General features: G+C 61.9%; 18 protein-coding genes. 3 read left to right on the forward strand and 15 right to left on the reverse strand.

The features are described 5' to 3' along the window. Positions 1-4: 4 nt before the first annotated feature. The 6 genes from mdtD to betI form a co-directional block, all read right to left on the reverse strand. Entirely contained in the window at positions 5-1,432 is a 1,428-nt protein-coding gene (gene mdtD / locus ACKUG4_RS19915; RefSeq protein ID WP_039767988.1) for a multidrug transporter subunit MdtD, read from the reverse strand. Between the two features lie 108 nt (positions 1,433-1,540). Continuing rightward, positions 1,541-2,878, reverse strand: a complete 1,338-nt coding sequence (locus tag ACKUG4_RS19920; RefSeq protein WP_445434664.1) for a TldD/PmbA family protein — start codon at positions 2,876-2,878, stop codon at positions 1,541-1,543. Next, positions 2,878-4,320, reverse strand: a complete 1,443-nt coding sequence (locus ACKUG4_RS19925) for a TldD/PmbA family protein (RefSeq protein ID WP_445434665.1) — start codon at positions 4,318-4,320, stop codon at positions 2,878-2,880. The genes ACKUG4_RS19920 and ACKUG4_RS19925 overlap by 1 nt, the downstream gene beginning before the upstream one ends. Positions 4,321-4,618: 298 nt before the next feature. Further along, positions 4,619-6,322 (reverse strand): choline dehydrogenase, encoded by a 1,704-nt coding sequence (gene betA, locus ACKUG4_RS19930; protein ID WP_445434666.1) that lies wholly within the window; start codon positions 6,320-6,322, stop codon positions 4,619-4,621. Between the two features lie 177 nt (positions 6,323-6,499). Continuing rightward, positions 6,500-7,972, reverse strand: coding sequence for a betaine-aldehyde dehydrogenase (betB, locus tag ACKUG4_RS19935; protein WP_064380209.1), 1,473 nt, complete (start codon positions 7,970-7,972; stop codon positions 6,500-6,502). A 108-nt stretch (positions 7,973-8,080) separates the two neighbouring features. Continuing rightward, positions 8,081-8,674: a transcriptional regulator BetI gene (betI, locus tag ACKUG4_RS19940; RefSeq protein WP_064599977.1), complete on the reverse strand. Its 594-nt coding sequence runs from the start codon at positions 8,672-8,674 to the stop codon at positions 8,081-8,083. 483 nt (positions 8,675-9,157) lie between these two features. Between betI and ACKUG4_RS19945 the strand changes: the two genes are divergently transcribed. Continuing rightward, positions 9,158-11,098, forward strand: a complete 1,941-nt coding sequence (locus tag ACKUG4_RS19945) for a BCCT family transporter (protein ID WP_223290698.1) — start codon at positions 9,158-9,160, stop codon at positions 11,096-11,098. 250 nt (positions 11,099-11,348) lie between these two features. Here the strand turns inward: ACKUG4_RS19945 and choV are convergent, their stop codons facing one another. The 3 genes from choV to ACKUG4_RS19960 form a co-directional block, all read right to left on the reverse strand. Then, positions 11,349-12,527: a choline ABC transporter ATP-binding protein gene (choV, locus tag ACKUG4_RS19950; RefSeq protein WP_011336304.1), complete on the reverse strand. Its 1,179-nt coding sequence runs from the start codon at positions 12,525-12,527 to the stop codon at positions 11,349-11,351. Further along, entirely contained in the window at positions 12,524-13,369 is an 846-nt protein-coding gene (choW, locus tag ACKUG4_RS19955; protein WP_007959749.1) for a choline ABC transporter permease subunit, read from the reverse strand. Before choW ends, choV begins: the two co-directional genes overlap by 4 nt. A gap of 66 nt (positions 13,370-13,435) precedes the next feature. Then, positions 13,436-14,383: a choline ABC transporter substrate-binding protein gene (locus ACKUG4_RS19960; protein WP_085746647.1), complete on the reverse strand. Its 948-nt coding sequence runs from the start codon at positions 14,381-14,383 to the stop codon at positions 13,436-13,438. Between the two features lie 434 nt (positions 14,384-14,817). Between ACKUG4_RS19960 and ACKUG4_RS19965 the strand changes: the two genes are divergently transcribed. After that, the gene (locus ACKUG4_RS19965) at positions 14,818-16,194 is read left to right on the forward strand and encodes an L-serine ammonia-lyase (RefSeq protein WP_445434667.1); all 1,377 of its coding nucleotides are present in this window, start codon (positions 14,818-14,820) and stop codon (positions 16,192-16,194) included. A 540-nt stretch (positions 16,195-16,734) separates the two neighbouring features. Continuing rightward, positions 16,735-17,838, forward strand: a complete 1,104-nt coding sequence (gene gbdR / locus ACKUG4_RS19970; protein ID WP_011336300.1) for a choline metabolism transcriptional regulator GbdR — start codon at positions 16,735-16,737, stop codon at positions 17,836-17,838. Between the two features lie 125 nt (positions 17,839-17,963). Here the strand turns inward: gbdR and ACKUG4_RS19975 are convergent, their stop codons facing one another. The 6 genes from ACKUG4_RS19975 to choX all read right to left on the reverse strand — a co-directional run bounded on the left by ACKUG4_RS19975 (position 17,964) and on the right by choX (position 23,435). Then, the gene (locus ACKUG4_RS19975) at positions 17,964-18,227 is read right to left on the reverse strand and encodes a hypothetical protein (protein ID WP_039767996.1); all 264 of its coding nucleotides are present in this window, start codon (positions 18,225-18,227) and stop codon (positions 17,964-17,966) included. Positions 18,228-18,585: 358 nt separating this feature from the next. Further along, complete coding sequence (locus ACKUG4_RS19980) at positions 18,586-19,749, reverse strand: gamma-butyrobetaine dioxygenase (protein ID WP_445434668.1); 1,164 nt, start codon at positions 19,747-19,749, stop codon at positions 18,586-18,588. Between the two features lie 24 nt (positions 19,750-19,773). Further along, complete coding sequence (locus tag ACKUG4_RS19985; protein WP_445434669.1) at positions 19,774-20,250, reverse strand: thioesterase family protein; 477 nt, start codon at positions 20,248-20,250, stop codon at positions 19,774-19,776. A 241-nt stretch (positions 20,251-20,491) separates the two neighbouring features. Then, positions 20,492-21,457: an L-carnitine dehydrogenase gene (locus ACKUG4_RS19990; RefSeq protein WP_445434670.1), complete on the reverse strand. Its 966-nt coding sequence runs from the start codon at positions 21,455-21,457 to the stop codon at positions 20,492-20,494. Between the two features lie 70 nt (positions 21,458-21,527). Beyond that, positions 21,528-22,415: a 3-dehydrocarnitine:acetyl-CoA trimethylamine transferase CdhC gene (gene cdhC / locus ACKUG4_RS19995; RefSeq protein WP_011336296.1), complete on the reverse strand. Its 888-nt coding sequence runs from the start codon at positions 22,413-22,415 to the stop codon at positions 21,528-21,530. 75 nt (positions 22,416-22,490) lie between these two features. Next, positions 22,491-23,435: a choline ABC transporter substrate-binding protein gene (gene choX, locus ACKUG4_RS20000; RefSeq protein ID WP_007959767.1), complete on the reverse strand. Its 945-nt coding sequence runs from the start codon at positions 23,433-23,435 to the stop codon at positions 22,491-22,493. Positions 23,436-23,450 lie beyond the last annotated feature (15 nt).

The following is a 23,450-nucleotide window of genomic DNA, read 5'->3' on the forward strand; positions in this document are numbered from 1 at the left end:
CCGGTCAATGCTCGATGTGTTCTTCCCGGCGCTTGGCGCGCCGTCCGTCCTCTTTCGAGAGCTGCGAGAAAATCGTCGCCGCCAGCATCGCCATGATCCCGACGGTCACGAACGTGAGCTGGAAAGCGCCCAACACGGTCTCGACGCCATCGTTGCCGATCTCCGCCGTAAAGCCGCCGAGCAGCGCACCGGCACACGCCACGCCAAGGCTCAGCGACAACTGCGCCACCACCGACAGCAAACTGTTGCCGCTGCTGGCGCTGGCGTCGTCGAGGTCGATCAGGGTCACTGTGTTCATCGCGGTGAATTGCAGCGAGTTGATCGCCCCGAGAACCGCCAGCAGGCACAGCAGCAGCCAGTACGGCGTCTGCTCGCTGACCAGCCCCATGCTCGCCAGCATGATCCCCAGAAACAGGGTGTTGCCGGTCAGCACGATGCGATAGCCCAGGCGCTCGATCAGCGGCCGCGCGCCCCATTTGGCGACCATCGCCGCAGCCGCCAGCGGCAGCATGCTCATCCCGGCCTGGGACGGCGAATAACCCAGCGCCACTTGCAGCAGCAACGGCACCAGAAACGGCAGGGCGCCGCTGCCCAGGCGGGCGAACAGGTTGCCGAGGATGCCGACCGCGAAGGTGCGGGTCTTGAACAGCGACGGCGCGAACAGCGGGTTTTCAATGTGCCCGGCGCGCAGCCAGTACGCCGCCAGACAGGCCATGCCGCCGAACAGCAACAACATTACCCGCAGGTGCGGCAGGTGCAGTTCGCCGAGGCCTTCCATGGCGATGGTGATCAGCACCATCGCCGCGCCGAACAGCAGGAACCCCAGGCTATCGAAGCGCGTGCGCTCGGTGCCGCGCAGGTCGGGGATGAACTTCCACACCGCATAGCAACCGATGACGCCGACCGGCAGGTTGATCAGGAAGATCCAGTGCCACGTCAGGTATTCCACCATCCAGCCGCCCATGGTCGGGCCGATCAGCGGGCCGAGCAGGCCGGGAATGGTGATGAAGCCCATGATCCGCACCAGTTCCGAGCGCGGGTAGGCGCGCAGCACCACCAATCGTCCGACCGGCAGCATCAGGGCACCGCCGAGGCCCTGGATCACGCGCGCGCCGATCAGCATGCTCAGGCTGCTCGACAAGGCGCAGAGCAGCGAGCCCAGGCTGAACAGCAGGATCGCGCCGAAGAAGATCTTCTTGGTGCCGAAGCGGTCGGCGATCCAGCCCGACGCCGGGATCAGCAGGGCCACGGTGAGCATGTAGGCGATGATCACGCCCTGCATGCGCAGCGGGTCTTCGGCCAGGTCCCTGGCCATGGCCGGCAGGGCGGTGTTGAGGATGGTCCCGTCGAGGGACTGCATGAAGAAAGCGATGGCGACGACCCATGGCAACCAGCGGGCGGTGATGGCGTCGAGAGGCGGGCGGTTGGGCATGGAACCTCTGGTGATGAGCGCAGTAAATCCGAGGTGACTTCATCGCGAGCAGGCTCGCTCCCACATGGACTGCGCGAACCTGTGGGAGCGAGCCTGCTCGCGATGCTTTTACAAGGTCAGGGTCAAACGGCTCACCAGCGCCCCCGGCAACAACGCCGACGAGGTACTGCGCTGGCTATAGGTGCTCGCCGACAGCAGCAACTCACGTTCTTCGGTCAACGCTTCCAGCTGCGAACCCAGCAGGCTGTAGGCGCTGTCGTCGAAACGCATGGTGCTGACCGGCGCCTGAATCTCGCCGTTTTCCACCCAGAACGTGGCAAATCGGGTCATGCCGGTCAGGCGCGCCGCCGGTTGATCCGAGAAGTTCAGGTACCAAAGGTTGCTGATATACAACCCGGTACCCAACTGCTTGAGGATCTCGGCCTGGGACAAGTCGCCGGCGGCCATGTTCAGCGCGCTGGGCGATTCACCGCCGCCGGCGCCGTTGGCGGTCAGGCCGTATTCGGCGGCGCTGCGCGAACCGACCAGTTGCTCGCCGGCCTGACCTTCGATGATCAGCCGCAGATCGCTGCGCGGGTAACCTTCGCCGGAAAACGCCGGGCTTAGCGAACCACTGACTTTTTCATCGAGGGACACCAGCGGGCTGAACGCCTGATCGCCGGCATACAGCTTCTGCAACGGGCTGCTCTTGCTGGCAATCGACTGCGCCGAGAAACCGCCCCAGCACAACATGCCCATGATTTCTTCCAGCGCCGCCGGCGCCAGATAGGCGCGGTACTGGCCGGGCGGCAAGGTGCGCAGCGGGCGACCGAGAAATTCGAGTTGCTCGCGGGCCTGCTGGAAGCGGCGGGCGAAGTCTTCGCTGTTCCAGTCATGTCCGGCGTAGCTGGCCTTCACCGCTTCGCCGTTCTCGTGGAACAGGCTGAAGTCGAAGTTGAAGCTGTTGGCCTGATGCCAGCCGAATGCGCCGGAAGAACTGGCGAAGCCACGGCTGATGGGGCCAGCAGCGTAGAAACCGACCAGATCCAGACCTTCGGCCGCTTGAGCGATTTCAGCGACAACTTGCTCGGTGTCCGGCAGCGGATGCTCCTGCACATTCTTGCTCTGCCAGCCGTTGTGGTTGAGCAGCAGGTACGGGTCCTGCGGCAGCAGCGGCAGGGTTTCGCGCAGTTGCTGCAAACCTTCGGCGAGACGTTGCAGGTCGGCTTCCTGATCACCGGACAAGGTGATCTGCAGGTCAGCATGGCGACCGTCGTCGATCAGTTTCAGACCGATACCGGCTTGCTGAACTTGCCCGGCCTGACGCACCTTGGCGTGGTTGAAACGGACGAAGGCCGACGATTCGGCGTCGTAACTCAGGGTGAACTGTTCCGGCTCGCGCACGGCATCGCGCAGCCAGTTGACCAGCAGCTTGAACGCCTCGGACTGGCTCTTGGAAATACTCATCAGGCGTCTCCCCCAAACACATCAACATTGCTGAACACGCAGGCCGGTGAAGCGTGGCCGACGCGGATCACCTGGTTCGGTTCGCCCTTGCCGCAGTTCGGCGTGCCCAACACCTGGGTGGTGGCGGCGTTGCCGACGGCGCGCAGACTCTTCCAGAAGTGCGCGGAAATGCCCCGGTAGTTCGGGTTTTTCACCACACCCTTGAGTTCGCCGTTTTCAATCAACTGGCCCCATTCGCAGCCGAACTGGAATTTGTTGCGCGCATCGTCGATCGACCATGAGCGGTTGGTGCTCATCAGAATGCCGTTTTCGATGCCGCCGATCAGTTGCTCCAGCGACTGGTCGCCCGGCTCGATGTTGAGGTTGGCCATGCGGTCGATCGGCGGTCGGTTCCAGCTGCAGGCGCGGCTGTTGGCGACGCCGTCGAGACCTGCGCGAAATTGCGACAAGGCACCGCCCAACGGACGGACCAGCAGGCCTTCGCGAATCAGGAATTGTTTGCTGGCTTTGGAGCCGTCGTCATCGTGACCGTAACTCGCCAGTTCTTCGGGAATGCCCGGATCGAACGTCACGTTGAGCAGTTTCGAGCCGTATTGCAGGCTGCCGAAATCCGAGGCTTTGACAAAACTGGTGCCGGCGTAATTGCGCTCGTCGCCGAGAATCCGGTCGAGCTCCAGCGGGTGGCCGATGGACTCGTGGATCTGCAGCATCATCTGGTCGGGCATCAGCAGCAGGTCGCGCGGGCCTTGCGGGGTGTTCGGCGCGAGCAGCAATTGCAGCGCCTGATCGGCGACTTGCGGGCCGGCACCGATCAGGCCGCAACGGGTGATTACGTCGGCGCCGCCCTGCTGGCCGAAGTTCTCGCGGCCGAGGCTGCGGGTCTGGCTGTCGTTGCCGTCGTAGGCGGTGACGTCCAGGCCCGGGTAGACGAAGCGCTGGGCCTGGCGCAATTCGGCGCCGGCGCTGTTCAGGTAGATCTGTTCGACGTGGGTGATGCCGATGCTCACTTGCCAATTCACCAGGCGCTCATCCTTTGGCACCGAGGCGGATTCCGCGCCGAGCAGCTCGAAGCATTCGCTCAAGGACGGGAAGGGTTGTTCGAGATTGGGTGAAAAGTAATCGGCGCGGTCGCTGGAAACCGGCTGCTGGCTCAGGTCGAGCAGGGCATGGGGCTTGAGCCGCCGGGCCTGCTGCTCGGCGCGCTCGAGGGCGGCTTGCAGGCCTTGTTGCGACAGGTCATTGGTCGCTGCGTAGGCCTCGACGCCATTGACCCGGACAGTCAGCATCGCGCCTTCGTCGCGGCTCAGGCTCGGCGGTTCGGCGACGTTCTTGCGCACCGACAGGTACTGCCCGGATTCGCGCACATACCGCAGGGAAAAAAATTCGGCGCCCGTGCGCAAGGCAGCAAAGCGCTGCTTGAGCTGGGGGTGGAAATCGAACATCAGGGGAACCTCCTTGTCATGGGAGCAGCGGTGAAGCGGATTCGGCGGGGAGGGATGAAGCGATCAGGCGAGGACTAGAGTAGGCCTGCGAGGGGGTAGGATCAAGTGAAGAGGGGGTGTAGGGGGATTTACTTGAAACAGAGGGATTTGTGCTGAATGTGAGGGCCCCTTCGCGAGCAAGCCCGCTCCCACATTCGATATCGCATGTTCACAAGTTCTGTGTTCACTGGAGATCAAGTGTGGGAGCGGGCTTGCTCCGGGCGGCGTTCCGACGAAGGCCGCGCCTCGGTATTACGGCTTACTGAGCAACAGCGCTCACATCACGCAGCGCCTTGCCTTTCACCGGCGCATCGCCAGCGACATAGTACGGCGCCTTGCTGCGCGGCAATGGCTGGCGGCCACGGATCTTGTCGGCGATTTTCTCGGCGATCATGATCGTCGGCGCGTTCAGGTTGCCGGTGGTGATGATCGGCATGATCGACGCATCGACCACACGCAGACCCTGCATGCCATGCACGCGGCCTTCGCCGTCCACTACGGCCATGTCGTCGGTGCCCATCTTGCACGAGCAGGACGGGTGGAACGCGGTTTCGGCGTGCTCGCGGATGAACTTGTCCAGCTGCTCATCGGTTTGCACTTCGATGCCCGGGCTGATTTCACGGCCACGGAACGCGTCCAGTGCAGGCTGTTGCATGATTTCACGGGTCAGGCGGATGCCGTCGCGGAATTCCTGCCAGTCCTGCTCGGTGGCCATGTAGTTGAACAGGATGCTCGGGTGCTGGCGCGGATCCTTGGATTTGACCTGGATGCGACCGCGGCTCGGCGAACGCATGGAACCCATGTGCGCCTGGAAGCCGTGCTCTTTCACACCGTTGCTGCCGTTGTAGTTAATCGCGACCGGCAGGAAGTGGTACTGGATGTTCGGCCATTCGAACTCTTCGCGAGTACGGATGAAACCGCCGGCTTCGAACTGGTTGCTGGCGCCGATGCCGGTGCCGTTGAACAGCCACTCGGCACCGATGGCCGGCTGGTTGTACCAGAGCAGCGACGGGTACAGCGAGACCGGTTGGGTGCAAGCGTATTGCAGGTACAGCTCAAGGTGATCCTGCAGGTTTTCGCCAACGCCCGGCAGATCGTGAACCACCGGGATGTCGAGGCTTTCCAGCAGTTTCGCCGGGCCGACGCCGGAGCGTTGCAGCAGTTGCGGCGAGGCGATCGCGCCGGAGCAGACGATGACTTCCTTGCGGGCGCGGGCTTCAACGCGCTCTTCAGCCGCGCCGACCAGGTAACGCACGCCGACCGCACGCTTGCCTTCGAACAGAACCTTGTCGGTCAGGGCGTGAGTGACGATGGTCAGGGTCGAACGCTTCTTGGCCACGTCCAGGTAACCGCGGGCGGTGGAAGCACGACGGCCGTTCGGCGTCACGGTACGGTCCATCGGGCCGAAGCCTTCCTGCTGGTAGCCGTTCAAGTCTTCGGTGCGCGGGTAACCGGCCTGCACGCCGGCTTCAACCATGGCGTGGAACAGCGGGTTGTTGCCCGCTTTCGGCGTGGTCACGCTGACCGGGCCGTCGCCACCGTGGTAGTCGTTCGGGCCGATGTCGCGGGTTTCCGCTTTGCGGAAATACGGCAGGCAATCGAGGTACGACCAGTCTTCCAGACCTGGCAGTTTGGCCCAGCCGTCGTAGTCCATTGCGTTGCCGCGGATGTAGCACATGCCGTTGATCAGCGAGGAACCACCGAGGCCCTTGCCGCGACCGCATTCCATCCGGCGGCCGTCCATGTGTGGCTCCGGATCGGTCTCGTAGGCCCAGTTGTAGCGACGACCTTGCAGCGGGAATGCCAGGGCTGCCGGCATCTGCGTGCGGAAGTCGAGACGGTAGTCCGGGCCGCCGGCTTCGAGCAGCAGGACGGTGACGCCTTCGTCTTCAGTCAGACGGGTCGCCAGGGTGTTACCGGCAGAGCCGGCACCGACGATGATGTAATCGAATTCTTGGGACATTGGATGCACCCTCTTTGAAGTTGGTCAGGTCAGGCCTGGGTGAGTGCTGCGCACTCAATCGCGAGCAGGCTCGCTCCCACAGTGAATCGGGGATGACACAGGCTTGGTGGATGACACCAAACCTGTGGGAGCCAGCCTGCTGGCGATGACGGCCTCGCAGGCGAAGCGATTGATGCCTTAGAACACCGAGACGTAATCGCCCAGCTCGACCTGTACCGATTTGATGCGAGTGAAGTTGTTCAGCGAGCTGATGCCGTTCTCACGGCCGACGCCCGACTGCTTGTAACCGCCAACCGGCATTTTTGCGTCGGACTCGCCCCAGGCGTTGATCCAGCAGATACCGGCTTCCAGTTGATGAATCACGCGGTGGGCGCGGTTCAGGTCGCGGGTGACGATGCCGGCGGCCAGGCCGAAGTCGGTGTCGTTGGCGCGGCGGATCACTTCTTCTTCGGTTTCGTAGCTCAGGATCGCCATCACCGGGCCGAAGATTTCTTCACGGACGATGGTCATGTCGTCGGTGCAGTCGGTGAACACGGTCGGAGCCACGAACGCGCCCTTGGCAAATTCGCCGTCGGTCAGACGCTCGCCGCCGCACAGGACGCGGGCGCCTTCTTCTTTACCCTTGGCGATGTAGCCCAGCACGCTTTCCATGTGCGGGAAGCTGACCAGCGGGCCGAAGTTGGTGTTTTCGTCTTCCGGGTTGCCAACGCGGATGCGCGCAACGCGCTCGACGATCTTGGCTTCAAAAGCGGCTTTCAGGTGGCTCGGCACGAACACGCGAGTGCCGTTGGTGCAGACCTGACCGGAGCTGTAGAAGTTGGCCATCATGGCGGTGTCGGCGGCGCGATCCAGGTCGGCGTCGTCGCAGATGATCAGCGGGGACTTGCCGCCCAGTTCCATGGTCACGTCCTTGAGCGACGAAGCCGAAGCGCTGGCCATGACCTTCTTGCCGGTGTCGGTGCCGCCGGTGAAGGAGATCTTCTCGATGCGCGGGTGCTCGGTCAGCCAGGTGCCGACTTCACGGCCGCTGCCCGTCAGGACGTTGAACACGCCATTTGGAACGCCGGCTTCGGTGTAGATTTCGGCCAGTTTCAGGGTGGTCAGCGAGGTGACTTCGCTTGGCTTGAAGATCATCGCGTTACCGGCCGCCAGGGCTGGAGCGGATTTCCACAGGGCGATCTGGATCGGGTAGTTCCACGCGCCGATACCGGCGACAACGCCCAGCGGTTCGCGACGGGTGTAAACGAAGGAAGTGTCACGCAGCGGGATCTGTTCGCCTTCGATGGCGGGCACCAGGCCTGCGTAGTATTCCAGCACATCGGCGCCGGTGACGATGTCGACGTACTTGGTTTCGGAGAAGGCTTTACCGGTGTCCAGGGTTTCCAGGGCTGCCAGTTCATCGTTGCGCTCGCGCAGGATGTCGACGGCGCGACGCAGGATGCGCGAACGCTCCATGGCGGTCATCGCGGCCCAGATTTTCTGGCCCTTTTCGGCGCTGACCACAGCGCGCTCGACGTCTTCCTTGGTCGCGCGTTGCACCAGTGCGAGGACTTCACCGTTAGCCGGGTTGATGGCTTCGAAGGTGGCATCGCTGCCGGCGTCGGAGTACGCGCCATCGATGTAGAGTTTTTGCAGTTCGAAACGGGCCATAGTGTCCTCGCAAGTGCATTAGTGGTTGGCGTTGGTCACCGGGTGAGCCATGTAGCTGTGGCATCGCTGGTCGGTGACAGTTCAGGGGCCGAGCGTTTTCTCTGTGCTCTAGCTCACCTGCTTGGCCAATTGGAAATCCATGTATTCGTAAGCGATCTGTTGCGCCTGCGCAGTGTCGAAAGCGTCTCCCGACAGCGCGCCGCGCAACCACAAGCCGTCGATCAGAGCTGCCAGTCCACGGGCGGCGGTGCGCGCATCTTCGAGCGGCAACACACGGCGGAACTCGCAGCACAGGTTGGAATACAGACGGTGATCGTTGATCCGCTGCAACCTGTGCAAAGACGGCTGGTGCATGCTGGTGGCCCAGAAGGCCAACCAGGTTTTCATTGCCGGGCCATTGACCTGGCTGGCGTCGAAGTTGCCTTCGATGATCACCTGCAGATGCGCCCGGGGGCTGCTGTCTGCCAGCGCCTGACGGCGCGCGGTGACGCTCTCGCTGAGGACGCTCATCAGATACCGCATCGTGGCGGCGATCAGGCCGTTCTTGTCCTGAAAGTAATGACTGATGATGCCATTCGAGACACCGGCCAAACGGGCGATCAGCGCAATGCTGGCGTCCCCCATTCCGACCTGATCAACCGCCTGCAAAGTGGCTTCGATCAGTTGTTGGCGGCGGATGGGTTGCATACCGACCTTGGGCATCTTGCACATCTCCTTAGGCCTTCCGACGGACGACAAACGCCTATCGGATTGAGGGCCAGTCTATTTTGTTTTGATTGAACGTTCAATCAACAAAGAATAAGATCTGCGACAAATCGTCGCTGCCTACAGAATTTTCTTACGTGTAAGTGGCGATAAAACCGACATCCGAAAAGGCTCGAAACCTGCGCGGGGCAAGGCGCGGTTCGACGTTCGATGGACGTGTTGAATGGGCAAGACGCTCAAGGCCAGGTTTCGGATGAACGTCCATGCCTCGGCCACGACGGCGATTCGCGGTGCCATCTCTGCAGGTTCGGGCTTTTTTCGGGGTGTCTTTATATCACCCGCCGGTCGGCTGCCAACTAACCGATTGGTCGGGTTCCGTGTTGCCTTGTGTTCTTCTCTCGCACTGCCTGGAGCATTTGTGCCATGAGTTCTGCCTCGCTTATAAAGACCCCGCCCGAGAAGGTGACGGTCAACGGTTGGGTGTTCTACACCTCTACCGCGCTGATTCTGTTGTTGACCGCCATTCTGATCATCGCCCCGCAAGAGGCCGGCAGAATGCTGGGAGTGGCTCAGGCCTGGTTGTCCCGCAGCTTCGGCTGGTACTACATGGTGGTGATCGCCGCTTACCTGGTATTTGTGGTGGGCCTGGCGTTTTCCTCGTACGGCAAACTCAAACTGGGCAGCAAGGACGACACCCCGGATTTCAGTTACGGCGCCTGGGCGGGGATGCTGTTCTCGTCGGGTATCGGTATTTCGCTGCTGTACTTTGGCGCCTCCGAGCCGCTGGATCACTACTTCAATCCGCCGGAAGGCGCGTCCGCTACCAACATGGCGGCACGTCAGGCTGTTCAGCTGACCTTCCTGCACTGGGGCCTGCACGGCTGGGCGATCTACGCACTGGTCGGTCTGGCCGTGGCCTATTTCGCTTACCGTCATAACCAGCCGCTGGCCCTGCGTTCGGCACTGTACCCGCTGGTTGGCGAGCGTTGGGTCAAGGGCGCTGCCGGTCATGCGGTGGACGGTTTCGGCATGTTCGTGACCCTGCTGGGTCTGGTGACCAACCTGGGGATCGGCTCGCTGCAAGTGTCTTCGGGCCTGGAAAACCTGTTCGGCATGGAACACAGCAACACCAACCTGCTGATCGTGATCATCGTGATGAGCACCGTGGCGACCATCGCTGCCGTGTCGGGTGTGGAAAATGGCATCCGTCGTCTGTCCAACCTCAACATCATCCTGTTCAGCGGCCTGCTGATTTTCGTCCTGCTGTTCGGCCCGACCCTGCACTTGCTCAACGGCTTCGTGCAGAACATCGGCGACTACCTTAACGGCGTGGTGCTGAAGACTTTCGACCTGTACGTCTATGAAGGCGACAGCGAGAAGTCCGACCGCTGGCTGGGTCTGTGGACGCTGTTCTACTGGGCCTGGTGGATTTCCTGGGCCCCATTCGTCGGCATGTTCATCGCGCGTATTTCCCGTGGTCGTACCGTGCGTGAACTGGTGGCCGGAGTGCTGCTGATTCCGCTGGGTTTCACCCTGGCGTGGCTGTCGATCTTCGGTAACTCGGCGCTGGATCTGGTGATGAACCAGGGCGCGGTGGAACTCGGCAAGACGGCGCTGGAACAGCCGTCGATGGCGATCTATCAGTTGCTGGAACACTACCCGGCGTCGAAAGTCGTGATCGGCGTGTCGATCTTCGTTGGTTTCGTGCTGTTCCTGACCCCGGCCGACTCCGGTGCGGTGATGATGGCGAACCTGTCCTGCAAGGGCGGTAACGTCGACGAAGACGCCCCGCACTGGCTGCGGATCTTCTGGTCGGTCGTGATCACGCTGGTGACCATCGGCCTGCTGTTCGCCGGTAACTTCGAAGCCATGCAGACCATGGTGGTGCTGGCCGGTCTGCCGTTCTCGGTGGTGCTGGTGTGCTTCATGTTCGGCCTGCACAAGGCGATGCGCCAGGACATGCAGATCGAACAGGAGCAGGCGCAACTGGCTGAACGCGGTCGTCGTGGTTTCAGCGAGCGCCTGACCCAGCTGGATCTGCAACCGAGCCAGTCGGTGGTGCAGCGCTTCATGGACAAACACGTCAGCCCGGCGCTGGAAGATGCCGCGGCGCAAATGCGTGCACAGGGTCTGGAAGTGCAGACGCTGCTGGGCAAATCCAAGCGCTGCATGGGCGTGCGGGTCGAGATGGAAGAGGGCAACCCTTTTGTTTACGAAGTGAGCCTGGACGGCTACCTGGCCACCCCGAGCGAGTCGGTCCAGTCCGATGAAGCGCGTCAGCGTTTCTACCGCGCCGAGGTGTACCTGCACAACGGCAGCCAGGACTACGACCTGATGGGCTTCACACAGGATCAGATCACGCGTGATGTGCTCGATCAGTTTGAAAGCCATCGGCAGCTCCTTGGCCGGGTTTATAGCTAAAGTCAAAAGCTCCCTCACCCCAGCCCTCTCCCGGGGGGAGAGGGAGCCGACCGAGGTGTCTGGCGTTGTACATCGACCTGAAAAATCGAGTCGATTATGGATTCGGTGAAGCAAGATCAGGTCGACGTATATCTGCAGCATCCCCCAATCAGTTCCCTCTCCCTCCGGGAGAGGGCTAGGGTGAGGGGCTCTTTTCCCTGACCCAATAAAAAAGGGATCGCTCACCGCGATCCCTTTTTTTCATCCCGCCTTACCCCAGGTTCTTGCCGAGCAGCGCGTGATACAGCTCGCTGTCGCCAAGAATCCCCACCACATGATTGTTGTCATGCAGCACCAGTTTGTTGCCGGTCTGGTAACGGATCTGCAAGGCGTCGCGCATGCCGATGTTCGAGTCCACCAGCGTTGGTTTGCGCTCCAACCCTTCCACGGCTTGCCCCGGTGCCCAATTCTGCAGGTTCAGCACCGAACCGTTCTGCCGCGCACCCTTGATGGTGTTGCCCTCGGCCAGGTCCAGCCACGAATCGCCGCCCGGATCCAGGCACACCGAACCGTTGATGCGTTTGCAGTTGTCCAGGGTACGCATCAGGCTGCGACCGCACAGCACGTTCAGCGGGTTGGTGTGGGCGACGAAGGTGCGCACGTAATCGTCCGCAGGGTTGAGCACGATCTCTTCCGGCACGCTGTACTGGATGATCCGGCCGTCCTTCATGATCGCGATGCGGCTACCGAGTTTCAGCGCCTCGTCGAGGTCGTGGCTCACGAATACGATGGTCTTGCTCAGCTTGCGTTGCAGTTCCAGCAGTTCATCCTGCAGGCCCTGACGGATCAGCGGGTCGAGCGCGGAGAAGGGTTCGTCCATCAGCAGAATGTCGGCGTCCATCGCCAGCGCGCGGGCCAGGCCGACACGCTGCTGCATGCCGCCGGACAGTTCGTCGGGCTTCTTGTTGCGCCATTGGGTCAGGCCCACCAGTTCGAGTTTGTCATCGACCAGTTTGCGCCGTTCCTTCTCCGGACGGCCCTGCATTTCCAGACCGAAACTGATGTTCTCGCGCACCGTCAGCCAGGGCATCAGGGCGAACTTCTGGAACACCATTGCGATGCGTTTGGTGCGCATCATTTTCAGCTCGGCCGGGGAGCAGGAGGCGATGTCGATCTGCTTGCCTTCGTGTTCGACGAACAGCTTGCCGCGGCTCACGGTGTTGAGGCCGTTGATGCAGCGCAGCAGGCTCGACTTGCCGGAGCCGGACAGGCCCATCAGCACGCAGATCTCGCCTTTGTTGATGTCCAGGCTGGCCTTTTCAACGCCGACGATCTGCCCGGTCTTTTTCAGGATCTCACTGCGGGTCAGGCCCTGATCGAGAAGTTTCAGTGCTTCGCGCGGATCCTTGGTGAAGATCACGTCAACGTTATCGAAGCGAATTATGCTCATGCGTCACCCCCTACTTTGGCGTCGGGTTGTTTGCAGATACGGTCGAGCATGATCGCCAGCAGTACGATCGCCAGGCCCGCTTCGAAGCCCAGGGCGATATCAGCAGTGTTCAGTGCGTTGACCACCGGTTTGCCGAGTCCGTCGGCGCCCACCAGTGCCGCGATCACCACCATCGACAGCGACAGCATGATGCACTGGGTGATGCCGGCCGCGATGCTCGGCATGGCGTGAGGCAGTTCGATCCGTGAAAGCAGTTGGCGACGCGAGCAGCCGAAGGCCTTGCCGGCGTCCATCAGTTCTTGCGGGACATCGCGGATGCCCAGGTAGGTCAGGCGGATCGGCGCAGCGATGGCGAACACCACCGTCGAGATCAGGCCCGGCACCACACCCAGCCCGAAGAGGGTCAGGGTAGGAATGAGGTAAACGAAGGTCGGTACGGTCTGCATCAGATCGAGTACCGGCCTCATCAAAGTGTAGAACATCGGTTTGTGCGCGGCGACGATGCCCAGCGGCACGCCGATGACCACGCAGACCAGGGTCGCGAACATGACCTGGGCGAGGGTTTCCATGGTTTCCTGCCAGTACCCCAGGTTGAGGATCAGCAGGAAGGAGGCGACCACGAACGCGGTCAGGCCCCATTTGCGTTGAATGAAGTGGGCCAGCAGGGCGATGAGGCCGATCAGCACCAGCGGGTTGAACCAGGTCAGCGCAAACGTCACGCCGTGGATCATCGTTTCCAGTGTCACGGCGATTGCGTCGAAGGTGTTGGCGCCGTGTTGCGTCAACCATTCAACGAAGCCCGCGATGTACTGGCCTAAAGGGATTTTCTGATCAATCAGCATGGTAGTGAACGTCCGCATGCAAGGAAATAAACAGCCCGGACGGCGTGAGCCGTCCGGCATAAGCGATTACTGGGCAATCTTGGCTTTCACGGCCTCCAGGCCAGGTTTACCGTCAATGGTGGTCACGCCAGCGAGCCAGGTATCGAGCACCTGTGGATTCTTTTTCAGCCAGGCCTTGGCGGCCGCGTCAGGCTTCATCTTGTCGTCCAGGATGTTGCCCATCAGTTCGCTTTCCATGTCGACGGTGAACTCCAGGTTTTTCAGCAGTTGGCCAACGTTGCTGCATTCCTCGGCGTAGCCCTTGCGGGTGTTGGTCGCCACGGTGGCGGCACCGAAATCCGGGCCGAAGAAGTCATCGCCGCCGGTCAGGTACTGAATCTTGAAGCGCTTGTTCATCGGGTGCGGCGCCCAGCCGAGGAACACCACGGCGGTGTCGCGTTTCTGCGCGCGGTCGACCTGCGACAGCATGCCCGCCTCGCTGGATTCGACGACCTTGAAGCCGGCGTCTTTCAGGCCGAAGGCGTTCTTGTCGATCATGCTCTGGATCAGACGGTTGCCGTCGTTGCCCGGCTCGATCCCGTAGATCTTGCCGTCGAGTTCCTTCTTGAATTTGGCGATGTCGGCGAAGTCGTGCAGACCCTTGTCATACAAGGCTTGCGGAACGGCGAGGGTGTACTTGGCGCCCTTGAGGTTGGTGCGCACGGTTTCCACGGTGCCGGCGTCGCGGTAGGCCTTGATGTCGTTTTCCATGGTCGGCATCCAGTTGCCGAGGAACACGTCCATGTTCTTGCCGTCGGCCAGCGACTTGTAGGTCACGGGTACGGAGATCATGGTGGTCTTGGTCTTGTAGCCGAGGGCCTGAAGCACGACGGAGGTGGTGGCGGTGGTTGCGGTGATGTCGGTCCAGCCGACATCGGAGAAGTTCACGGTACTGCACTGCGCCGGTTCTGCGGCTTGAGCCAGTAACGGCAGACTCAGCATGGCGGCCAACAACAACGACGGGGAACCTTTCATGAATGGACTCCTTGGTGTTTTTTTTGGCAGTGTTCCGATTGGACCACCGCACTTATGGGTTGCGGTTGGATGGCGTTCTGGAGACAGCTCTACCGCAGCGCCTTGCAATCGAGTCGATACGATCATGTACCAGTGAAAATCTGACGCCTACAGGGTGCGTCGTATCCAGTACAGGGATGGTCGCATCCAGTGTCAGTGACGTCGTTTACAGCTTTTTTCTGCCCTTTCTGGCCATCTGAACCGCATAAAAACGGCGAAAACACGGGCTGAAACCGGCACGGCGTTAGTGGGCATGAGTGCGTCGGTGTCAGACGCCGAGCGACCGGGGAAAAGCCCGATGATGCGGGCATTCCGGCGGATCGCAGCTTGAGCGTAGCAGCTCCGCCAGCGGGCGCTTCACGCCCCGGACCGGCACTCTCAGGAGCTCTGCAGCAATGGCTATCAGCGTTTTCGACCTGTTCAAAATCGGCATTGGCCCTTCCAGTTCCCACACCGTCGGGCCCATGCGCGCCGCCGCCCTGTTCGTCGAGTCGTTGCGCGACAAACATCTACTGGAGCAGGTGCGCCGCATCGAGGTGCAGCTGTTCGGTTCGCTGTCGGCCACCGGTGTCGGTCACGGCAGCGACAACGCGGTGATCATGGGCCTGATGGGCGAGTGGCCGGACGCGATCGACCCGTCGCAGATCGGCCCGCGGATCCAGGCCTTGCGTGAAACCCACACGCTGTTGCTCGACGGTCGTTTGTCGGTGCCCTTTATATGGGGCCGCGACATGCGCCTGATCGACGAGAACCTGCCGTTCCACCCCAACGCCATGACCCTGGTTGTCGAAGGCGATCACGGCGAGCTGCATCGCGACACCTACTATTCGGTCGGCGGCGGTTTTGTGGTGGACGAGGCGCAGGCCTCCAGCGGCGTGGTGGATCTGGATCGCACCGAGTTGCCTTACGATTTTTCCAGTGCGGTGGAATTGCTGGAACTGTGCAAGACCCACAACCTGCGCGTGGCCGAATTGATGATGGCCAACGAGAAGGTCTGGCGCAGCGAAGAGGAAATTCGCGCCGGCCTGATGAAGCTCTGGCGGGCGATGCAGGATTGCGTCGAGCAGGGCCTCAAGCACGAAGGCATCCTGCCGGGCGGCCTCAACGTGCGCCGCCGCGCGGCGAAGTTGCACCGCAGTCTTCAGGAATTGAACAAGCCCAACGTGATCGGCTCGACCCTCAGCGCGATGGAGTGGGTCAACCTGTTCGCCCTGGCGGTGAACGAGGAAAACGCCGCCGGCGGGCGCATGGTCACGGCGCCCACCAACGGCGCGGCGGGGATCATTCCGGCAGTGTTGCACTACTTCATGAAATTCAGCGAGGCAGTGACCGACGCCAACGTGGTCGACTACTTCCTCGGGGCGGCGGCGGTGGGGATTCTGTGCAAGAAGAACGCTTCGATCTCCGGCGCTGAAGTCGGCTGTCAGGGTGAAGTCGGTTCGGCCTGCGCAATGGCGGCGGCAGGGCTGGCGGAAATTCTCGGCGCAAGCCCCGAGCAGTTGTGCAACGCGGCGGAAATCGGCCTGGAACACAACCTGGGTCTGACCTGCGATCCGGTGGGCGGCCTGGTGCAAGTGCCGTGCATCGAACGCAATGCGATTGCGGCGGTGAAGGCGATCAATGCCGCGCAGATGGCCTTGCGTGGGGACGGTCAGCACTTCATCTCGCTGGACCGGGTGATCCGCACCATGCGCGATACCGGCGCGGATATGCATGACAAATATAAAGAGACTTCGCGGGGCGGGTTGGCGGTCAGCGCGGTTGAATGTTGAGTCAGTAAATCCGAGGTATGGCCTTCGCGAGCAAGCCCGCTCCCACATTCGATCGCATTCCGGCAGAGGAACCCGCTCAATTGTGGGAGCTGGCTTGCCAGCGATGAAGCCGGACCAGTCAAAACTGCGCGTTAAGTGCACACCGGAATCAAAACGCGCCACCTTTTGGCGCGTCGCTATCGGATAAGAGTCTTTCCTGCCTCCAGCGCCTGATTCGCAGGCGCTACCGTCCGTCACCCGTGCCTGCGGTGACACTGTAGGACAATCGTGCGCAGGCCTGTTCCCACAAGTGCTACCGATTTGCTCACACGCTCCGGGGCAGGGCTTTCGCGGCCGCTGATGGCACTTCGAATTACCCTCCGGCGGAGCGCTTGTATAGACGCGTCGCGACGTCGTTTTCAGGAGTTATTGAACAGCCATTCAATTTTAGGCATGGCAATTGCTCTGTCATAACAAAGCCCGTCTCACGCAAGAGAACGATGGCAATAACAAGAGCCTCCGCCTGAGGCCATCACCCGCTTTGTGTGAGGAGATACCGCGATGACGTCGTTCAACTCCGGGGCTCAACCCCAGAACCGTGCGCCTCAATCCATCGGCTTTCTGCTGCTGGACAATTTCACGCTGATTTCCCTGGCTTCCGCAGTCGAACCCCTGCGCATGGCCAACCAGTTGTCCGGTCGCGAGCTGTATCGCTGGACCACCCTCACCGTCGACGGCGGCCAGGTCTGGGCCAGTGACGGTCTGCAGATCACCCCCGACGCCTCCATGCACAAAGCCCCGGCCCTCGACACCGTCATCGTGTGCGGCGGGATCGGCATTCAACGTACCGTTACCCGTGAACACGTGTCGTGGCTGCAAAGCCAGGCGCGCCAGTCGCGCCGCCTCGGTGCCGTGTGCACCGGCAGTTGGGCCCTGGCTTGCGCCGGCCTGCTCGACGGTTTCGATTGCAGCGTGCACTGGGAATGTCTGGCGGCGATGCAGGAAGCTTTCCCGCGCGTTGCGATGAGCACCCGTCTGTTCACCCTCGACCGCAACCGTTTCACCAGCTCCGGCGGCACCGCGCCGCTGGACATGATGCTGCACCTGATCAGCCGCGATCACGGTCGTGAACTGTCCGCCGCGATCTCCGAGATGTTCGTCTACGAGCGCATCCGCAACGAGCAGGATCACCAGCGCGTACCGCTCAAGCACATGCTCGGCACCAACCAGCCGAAACTGCAGGAAATCGTTGCGCTGATGGAAGCCAACCTGGAAGAGCCGATCGACCTCGACGAACTGGCGGTGTACGTCGCCGTGTCCCGTCGCCAGCTCGAGCGCCTGTTCCAGAAATACCTGCACTGCTCGCCGTCGCGCTACTACCTCAAGCTGCGCCTGATCCGCGCGCGGCAACTGCTCAAGCAGACGCCGATGTCGATCATCGAAGTGGCGTCGGTCTGCGGGTTTGTGTCGACGCCGCACTTCTCCAAGTGCTACCGCGAATACTTCGGCATTCCGCCGCGTGACGAGCGCGTCGGCTCCAACACCACCCAGCAGGTGGCGATGATGCCGCTGCCGCAGGCCATTGTGATGTCGCCGCTGTCCGGGCCGATGTCGGCGTTGAGCCAGGCACGCAACGAATCCACATTCGCCAGTGTAAGGCTCTGATAAGTATCGTTCCCACGCTCTGCGTGGGAACGCAGCCCGGGACGCTCTGCGTCCCAAAAGGCCGAACGCGGAGCGTCCGTTGAGGCATTCCCACGCAGAGCGTGGGAACGATCAGGTGAGCAACGTCAGGCGCTATGGGTTTGTTGGTATTGCGCCAATGCCGGCAACAATTGTTTGTCGATGGCCTGACGCACTGCAGGCTGGATGCTGGCGCCGCTGGTGTACATGTCCTTGACCATCTTGCGCAGTTCAAAGGCGCGAACGTTATCCAGACCGCGCACCGCATACTCACAGGCCTGCTCGGCAGTTGAACCGCTCGGCACTTGAAAACCCAACGACTTGAGTTGGCCCAACAGGTCTTCCTGATCGATCAAATCGGCATACATCATGACGCGAATCCTTCTTCGGCAACGGAGGTCGTGGCTCGATTCTGGTAGGCCTGCCCAGGCACGGCAAGGGCGATTTGTCGCAGTGGCCGCGACGGCTATGAACAGGTCGTTTTCGGCTAACTCGCCGTCAAGGGGAGTCGGCACACTGGCCTCAGCTCGCTTCACGAAGGTTTGGTCACCCTCGCCACGGCAGCTCCTCAACAGTACCCTCGCCCCGATCCTGTCACGGCTTGTATCGGGGCTTTTTTTGCCTGTGTGTCAGGTAAATCGAGGTGCATTCATCGCCAGCAGGCTGGCTCCCACATTGAAATGCGCTCTTTGTGGGAGCCAGCCTGCTGGCGATGAACGATGACGCGGTCTATCGCTGCAACACCAGAATCCGCGACAGCAACTCATCCCGATCGATGTAGCAGCCCTGAAAATGCCGGGCCCCGGTGGTCGGGTCGAACGCATTGCGCGCGTGCAAAGTGCGGCGGTTGTCGAAGCACCACAACTCGCCCGGATTGAGCCGCTGCATCACCCGAAAGCGTGGCTCGCGGGTCATGGCGATGAAGCGCCGGTAAGCGCGATACAGCAAGGGCATTTGCTCCACGGATGTGTCGAACGCCCCGCGCAGGAAGTTGGCCATGCGGATTTCCGCGACCCGGCCCAAGGCATCCAGGACGATGATCGGTGCGAGGCTGCGATAGTCGCTGTGGCGGTCCTTGTTGCGAAACTCCACCGGGATTTCGCACAGCACCTGAAACGACCCGGGATCTTCCTGGCGCAACGCTTCGGCAATCGCAAAACCGTCGACGAAAATGCTCTCGCCACCCTCGGCGTCGTTCACCAGACAATGCAGAAATTGCAGGCCCGGTTGCAGCTCGCGGGTCGGCAGGTCGGTGTGCAATGGCAGGTTGAATGCGGTGTAGGCATTGCTGTCGGCGTCGGCCTTGGATTGCACGTTGAACAGCACGCCGAAATTGCTCTCGCGGATGAACGAAATGCGCTGGGCGATCAGCTTCAGCGAACCGGGTTCGGTGGGTACGCCGCGCACCTGGGTCAGGCCGATGTCGCGTACCGCCAGCAACCATTGCAGCAGTGCGGCGTTGTCGTTCATCAGCGCCGCATAGTCGAACACCGGCAACTGCAAATCACTACGCCACAGGAAGGGTTTCGGCCTGGAGGCGAGGCGTTCGGTGCGCGATTCATCATCGTAGGCGTGGGCGCGCAACCAGCCGGCATCGAAGCGGCTGAGGTGGCCGTCCTGCCAGTCGATACGCAGGCAGCCATCGGTGTCGATGTGCACCGCGGATGGCGTCAGGTCGGGAGCCGCATCGATGATCTCGAACACCTGCTCGCGGGTGACACTGTAGACGCAGTGCGGACACGGACAGTTGTCACGCAGCCACACGTGGTGAAACGGGCTGACACGCCCGTCGGCCCATTCAATCAGGACGCGATCCGCCAGGTTCTGCACGCCGTTCAGCGCGCTGATCAACGGATAAGTACGGAAATCGGCAACGGCAACGGCGGTTTGCATGGCGGCTCCTTGTGATGGATGGGTTTACCGGCCTGGGGGCAGGGCGATGACCCGGCCGATGTAAGCGGGAGTGGGCAGATCGGCCTGCTCGGCGACGATGGCTTGCAGGCGGCCCAGGGTGTCCGGGGTAAACGGCGCGGAACGCGGCCCGGCCAGATCGACGTGCAGCAGCATCTGTTCGTTGCCGGCCAGCTCCTTGTCACCGCCGGCCAGATGCAGGCTGTGATAGAGGTGCAGGCGCTTCTGGTCGTGACCGATGATCTGCGTGCGCACTTCGACTTCGGCATCGAGCTTCACTTCGTGCAGGTAATTGAGGTGCAGTTCGAGGGTGAACAGCGAGTGACCGCTGGCTTCGCGGTTGTTGCTGTCCATGCCGAGGCGATCCATCAGGGCGTCGGTGGCGTAGCTGAAAATCAGCAGATAGAAGGCGTCGCGCAGGTGGCCGTTGTAGTCGACCCAGTCGGGGATTATTTTGGTTTGGTAGGTGGTTAGAGAGGGCATATCGGATCCCAGCAGTTGGATGTTTGGTGGTTGTGAGATTTACCCCCTCACCCCAGCCCTCTCCCCCAAGGGGGCGAGGGGGAAAGGGAGCCGATCTTCAAGCTTTTCGAGAGCTGAGTTCGACTTGGGATTTTCAGGTCGGTGTAGCTCGTACATTCACTGCGGTCAGTCCCCTCTCCCCTTGGGCGGTCCGACGTTTCGGGAGGGTTAGGGTGAGGGCTGCGGTTTCAAGCCAGACACATCACTCGCTGAAACTCATTCCATGCTTTTCTTTGGTGGTCTTCACCGCCTCAAGCACCGCCAGCAAGCAATCATCACGATAGCGCTCCAGCGCCGAAATACTGTGCCGGCCCAATTGATCGCTGGTGCCGTCCACCACATCGTCGATCAACTTTTCGGTCAGTTCCGGTGCCGGCAGGTATGTCCACGGCAACTGCAACGCCGGGCCGAACTGCGACATGAAGTGGCGCATGCCGGCATCACCTCCGGCCAGGGTGTAGGTCAAAAACGTGCCCATGAACGACCAGCGCAGACCGGCGCCAAAGCGGATCGCGTCGTCGATTTCACCGGTGGTTGCCACCCCGTCGTTGACCAGATGCAGCGCCTCGCGCCACAGCGCTTCGAGCAGGCGGTCGGCGATGAAGCCTGGCACTTCCTTGCGCACATGCAGCGGGCGCATGCCGAGGGATTCGTAGACTTTCATCGCGGCCTGCACGGCTTCGGGCGCGGTGTTTTTGCCGCCGACCACTTCCACCAATGGCAGCAGGTAAACCGGGTTGAACGGGTGACCGACCACGCAGCGTTCCGGGTGGGTCGAGCTCTCGTAGAACTCGCTTGGCAACAGGCCGGAAGTGCTGGAACCGATCAACGCATTCGGCTTGGCCGCCGCGCTGATTTTGCTGTGCAGATCCAGTTTCAGTTCGAGGCGTTCCGGGGCGCTTTCCTGGATGAAATCCGCATCGCGCACGCACTCCTCAATAGTCGCCACAAAGCGCAGGCGATCCTGCGACGCGCCCGGCGCCAGACCGTTTTTCTCCAGCGCGCCCCAGGCATTGGCCACGCGTTTGCGCAGCGCCGCTTCGGCACCCGGCGCCGGATCCCAGGCCACCACGTCGAGGCCGTGGGCGAGGGCGCGGGCGACCCAGCCGCTGCCGATGACGCCGCTGCCCAGTGCTGCGAAGGTTTTGATTTCGGTGATAAAGCTCATGGTCACTTCCTGGAATGAGGCAAAAAAACGGTGGGCGTCAATGGCCCGCCCACCGGGGGAAAGGGTGATTTCAGCCGCGCTGGGTCAGGCCCATCTTCTTGCGACCTTCAGCCGGGGTCAGCACGCGGGCGCCGAGGCGGCTGAGGATCTCGCTGGCACGTTCGACCAGTTGGCCGTTGGTCGCCAGCACGCCTTTGTCCAGCCACAGGTTGTCTTCCAGACCGACCCGCACGTTACCGCCGAGCAGTACCGCTTGCGCGGCCATCGGCATCTGCATCCGGCCGATGCCGAAGCCGGCCCACACCGCGTCGGCGGGCAGGTTGTCGACCATGGCTTTCATGGTGGTGGTGTCGGCCGGCGCGCCCCACGGGATGCCCAGGCACAGCTGGAACAGCGGGTTGTCGAGCAGGCCTTCCTTGATCATCTGTTTGGCGAACCACAGGTGACCGGTGTCGAAAATCTCCAGCTCCGCCTTCACGCCCAGCTCGGTGATGCGTTTGGCGCCGGCCCGCAGTTGGGCCGGGGTGGAAACGTAAATGGTGTCGCCGTCGCCGAAGTTCAGGGTGCCGCAATCCAGGGTGCAGATTTCCGGAAGCAGTTCTTCGACGTGGGCCAGACGGGTCAGCGGGCCGACCAGATCGGTGTTCGGGCCGAACTCCATCGGGTTCTCGCCCGGGCCGATTTCCAGGTCACCGCCCATGCCGGCGGTGAGGTTGACGATGATGTCGACGTCGGCTTCGCGGATGCGCTCCATGACTTCGCGGTACAGCGCCACGTCACGGCTGAACTTGCCGGTCTGCGGGTCACGAACGTGGCAGTGCACGACCGTGGCGCCGGCCTTGGCCGCTTCTACTGCGGCTGCGGCGATCTGTTTCGGGGTGACCGGCACGTGTGGGCTTTTGGCGGTCGTGTCGCCAGCACCGGTGAGTGCGCAGGTGATGATGACGTCGTGATTCATGGTGCGTTTTCCTTCAGGCGTGATGGGTCTGTTCGCAGCCCGTGGCGGACTGCGAAGTGGTTCATTCGTTGCGGTTTATTTGCTGGTGAGCTGGAGGTTTTCAGCCGCCGGTTTGCCATCGAAGGTGGTGACGCCTTCGAGCCAGCGCTGTTTGTCCTGCGGGTGATCCTTGAGCCATTGTTTGGCCGATTCGAAAGCGTCCTTGTGATCGAGCAGCGGCTGCATCATCCGGCTCTCGTCTTCGGCGGTGAACGTCAGGTTGCTCAGCAGGCGGCTGACGTTCGGGCATTGTTCGGCGTATTTCGGTGCGGTGACGGTCCACACGGTGGCCATGCCTTCGTTCGGGCCGAGGGCGTCGTCGCTGCCGGTCAGATAGGTCATCTGCACGTTGACGTTCATCGGGTGCGGCGCCCAGCCGAAGAACACCACGGCTTCCTTGCGGCGCACCGCGCGATCGACGGCGGCGAGCATGCCGGCCTCGCTCGACTCCACGAGCTGGAACTTGCCGAGGCCAAACTGGTTCTTGGCGATCATCGCCTTGATCTGGGTGTTGGCGCCCGAGCCTGGCTCGATGCCGTAGATCTTGCCGCCCAGCTCTTTCTCGAACTTGGCGATGTCGGCAAAGGTTTTCAGGCCCTTGTCCGCCAGATAGGTCGGCACGGCGAGGGTGGCGCGCGCATCCTTGAGGCTCGGCGCTTCAAGCACCTTGACCTGGTTGGCGTCGACGAACGGGGTGATGGTCTGGGTCATCAACGGGTTCCAGTAGCCGAGGAACAGATCCAGACGCTGGTCGCGGATGCCGGCGAAGACGATCTGCTGGGAAGCGCTGGTCTGTTTGGTGCTGTAGCCGAGGCCGTCGAGCAGAACCTGGGCCATGGCGCTGGTGGCGATCACGTCGGTCCAGTTCACCACGCCCATGCGCACGTTCTGACACGATGCGGAATCGGCTGCCATGACGCTGGCGCTTAAAAACGCGGTACCGCTGAGTGCGAGAACACAGCTGCTGATCAGTCGTTTCATGTCGGGTTCCTCGGC

Origin of the sequence: Candidatus Pseudomonas auctus, from assembly GCF_048654275.1 — a bacterium.
GTDB lineage: Bacteria > Pseudomonadota > Gammaproteobacteria > Pseudomonadales > Pseudomonadaceae > Aquipseudomonas > Aquipseudomonas pharyngis.